The 3,285-nt window shown below is 49.5% G+C and carries 3 protein-coding genes; 1 reads left to right on the top strand and 2 read right to left on the bottom strand.

What is annotated here, in order from left to right; genetic code table 11:
• Nucleotides 1-95 precede the first annotated feature (95 nt).
• Nucleotides 96-263: a hypothetical protein gene (locus tag Q0340_RS06695; protein ID WP_298082664.1), complete on the top strand. Its 168-nt coding sequence runs from the start codon at nucleotides 96-98 to the stop codon at nucleotides 261-263.
• Between the two features lie 75 nt (nucleotides 264-338).
• Here Q0340_RS06695 and lepA read toward each other — a convergent pair whose 3' ends face one another.
• Nucleotides 339-2,135, bottom strand: coding sequence for a translation elongation factor 4 (gene lepA / locus Q0340_RS06690; protein ID WP_298082663.1), 1,797 nt, complete (start codon nucleotides 2,133-2,135; stop codon nucleotides 339-341).
• Nucleotides 2,136-2,831: 696 nt separating this feature from the next.
• The coding region (locus tag Q0340_RS06685; RefSeq protein ID WP_298082662.1) for a hypothetical protein at nucleotides 2,832-3,285 on the bottom strand (454 nt) is incomplete at its 5' end.

The raw sequence follows: 3,285 nt of genomic DNA, 5'->3' as shown, positions 1-3,285 counted from the left end.
GGCGGACATAAAATTTAAACCGCTCACGGGATGTTAAATTTGAAAGGCAAAATTTTAGCCTAATTTAAAGGCGAAATTTTACGACCGAGCAGTGAGTGCTAGAGCTTAAAGCGACGCGTAGCAGCGAATGTATCAGCTCAGGCGGCAAGCTATATGGCTTAAAACGCCGTGCAGTCATAAAATTTAAATCGCCTCTTGAGATCGTTAAATTTAAAGACGAAATTTCATACCCAACGACGAGCGCTAAATTTAAACCGCCCTAGCGATCGTCAAAATTTAAAAGCGAATTTTACGACCGCGCGGCAAAAGATGAAATTTAGATCACTCGCGCGATAAATTTAATCAATCTTTAGCACGCTCAAAAACGCCTCGCTCGGCAAATTTACCCTGCCGATCGCTTTCATGCGCTTCTTGCCCTCTTTTTGCTTCTCGAGCAGCTTGCGCTTACGCGTGATGTCGCCGCCGTAGCATTTGGCGGTCACGTTTTTGCCCATGGCGCGGACGTTTTCGCGCGCGATGATCTTGTTGCCGATGCTTGCTTGGATCGCGACCTCAAAAAGCTGCCGCGGCACGATCTCCTTCATCGCTTTGACGAGGTCGCGCCCCTTAGATTCGGCCTTTGAGGCGGGCACGATGATAGAGAGCGCATCGACCGCTTCGCCCGCGACGCGGATGTCGAGCTTTACTAGATCGCCGCGCCTGTAATCGATCGGCTCGTAGTCAAAGCTCGCATATCCCTTGGTGCAGGACTTGAGCTTGTCGTAAAAGTCCATTATGATCTCGTTTGTCGGCACGTCGTATTCTAGCAGGACGCGCTCTGGCGTGATGTAATCCATCTTGGTTTGGATACCGCGGCGTAAATTCAAAAGGCTGATGAGATTGCCCAAAAACTCGCTCGGGGTGATGATCGTTGCCCTGACGTAGGGTTCCTCGATGCGCTCGATAAAATTTGGCGCGGGAAGCTCGCTGGGGCTGTGTATCCGCACGCACGAGCCGTCCGTGAGATACACGGCGTATGTGACGGTCGGCGCCGTGGCGATGAGATCGAGATCGAACTCGCGCTCGAGTCGCTCCTTCACGACCTCCATATGCAGTAGCCCCAAAAACCCGACGCGAAAGCCGAATCCTAGCGCCAGCGACGTTTCGGGCTCGTAGCTAAGCGAGCTGTCGTTTAGGCTGAGCTTATCCAAAGCGTCGCGCAGATCTTCAAATTTATCGGTCTGCACGGGATAGATGCCCGCAAACACGAAGGGCTTAGCCTTCTCAAATCCGCCCACGGGCGCGGTGGCGCGTTTTTTAAAAAGAGTGATCGTATCGCCCACCTGCACGTCGGCGACGTTTTTTAACCCCATCACGACGATGCCCACTTCGCCGCTGCTAAGCTCGCGGGTTTTGGCGGGCGCAAGCGGGTTGGGATACATCAGATCGAGCACCTCGTGGCGGTTCTCGCTACCCATGATATAGACCTCGTCGCCCTTTTTCAGCACGCCGTCGTAGAGCCTCGCAAGCGCGAGCGCGCCTAGGTAGTTATCAAACCAGCTGTCGTAGATGAGCGCCTTAAGCGGCGCGGCGTCGTCCGTTTTGGGCGCGGGGATGCGAGTGATTATCGCCTCTAAGAGCTCTTTGATGCCCACGCCCGTTTTGGCGCTGACCTCGATCGCGCTGCTGCAATCAAGCCCGATGACGTGCTCGATCTCCTCTTTTACGCGCTGCGGATCGGCGGCGGGCAGATCGATTTTATTGAGCACGGGGATAATCTCAAGGTTGTGCTTTAGTGCGATATAGACGTTTGCGATGGTCTGCGCCTGCACGCCCTGGCTCGCGTCCACGACGAGGATCGCCCCCTCGCAGCTAGCCAGCGAACGCGAGACCTCGTAGCTAAAATCCACGTGACCCGGAGTGTCGATCAAATTTAAAACGTATTTCTCGCCGCCAAACTCGTACTCGAGCCGCACGGACTGCGCCTTGATCGTGATGCCGCGCTCCTTTTCGATATCCATCGTATCCATGATCTGGCTGCTCATCTGGCGCGCCTCGACGGCGTTGCATTCGCTAATCAGGCGGTCTGCGAGCGTGGATTTGCCGTGGTCGATATGTGCGATGATGCTGAAATTTCTGATATTTTTTGTTTTCAAGTGGCTTTCCCTGATGAAATTTTAAGCCGCATTGTGCCGAAATTTCATTTAAAAACGGGTAAATGAGCAGGTTGAATTTATAAAGCGGTTTTATACGGCAGGTCTAGCCGGATTGGAATTTTACGAAACGAAATTTTAAAGGATAAGGCGAAATACGAGCGGCTTTGAGTGATAGAATTTTAGTTTTATCGGCGGTGCGTTTTGCCGCGATAGAATTTTAGGATGAGAGTTGGACGCAGATTTTACTAATGGAATTCTGCGTCCTGGATGTGGCTGAGATCTTTTATACCTCGCCTAGTGTAGATTTTACTATTAAATCTCGCGCAATAAAAATTTACAATAAGCCTTGCGTGATCACACTACGCGAAACTAATTGCAATGCTGATGGCTGAGAATTTTAATAAACGGGAGGAGGATCGCCATACGAAATTTTACTTTGAAATTCTACTGCTTGGGATTAGCGCGCAATTCTATGCCGTTACGGCGCACAAATCTCAATGAGTAAAATTTTACTGCCAAGTTTTATAGCAAAATTTCGCAATTTAAAATTTCAAAGAAATTCTATCTCATAGAATTTTTAGGCAAAAATTTGCAAAGCGAAATTTTAAAATATCCGTCGCTAAGAAAACTAAAATTTCGCCCATAAAAAAAGGCTAGCCGGGAGGCTAGCCTTTGTGCTACGAGCTTACACAGATACTACCAATCGGTCTTTTGATTGTAAATATCGCGAATATCGCCCGTACCTAGTTTATTCGTCGAAGTGTCGCTAGTACTATTATCCGATGTACTACCGCCAGCGAATGATCCCACGTCATCTTCCTTACCAGATTTGACTTGACCCTCGCCGCCCCAAACCGTAGGTTTAGCGGCTCTTGTGTTGACAGTAAGAGGGTTATAATACTGCGGTACGCCAGAATACTGATTAGAATAGGCACCTCCATTTCCTATTGTGAACATAGTATTGTCATTTCCAGCGGGCGTATGGATAAGCCATGGGTTAGTTTCAATACGTATTGTAGCCTGGCCCGGAGCAGTAGCTTGGATAGCTATATCTTCCTTGCCGTAGCTTACTACATTGCCCCTGTGAACAGTTACACTAGTAGGCGTGAAGCTGGTATAGGCGCTTACGAATTCCGCCCCTATATTATTT

It is taken from the genome of uncultured Campylobacter sp. (assembly GCF_938045595.1).
In the GTDB taxonomy this organism is placed as follows: Bacteria; Campylobacterota; Campylobacteria; order Campylobacterales; family Campylobacteraceae; genus Campylobacter_B.
This window is presented reverse-complemented; position numbering and strand designations above follow the sequence as displayed.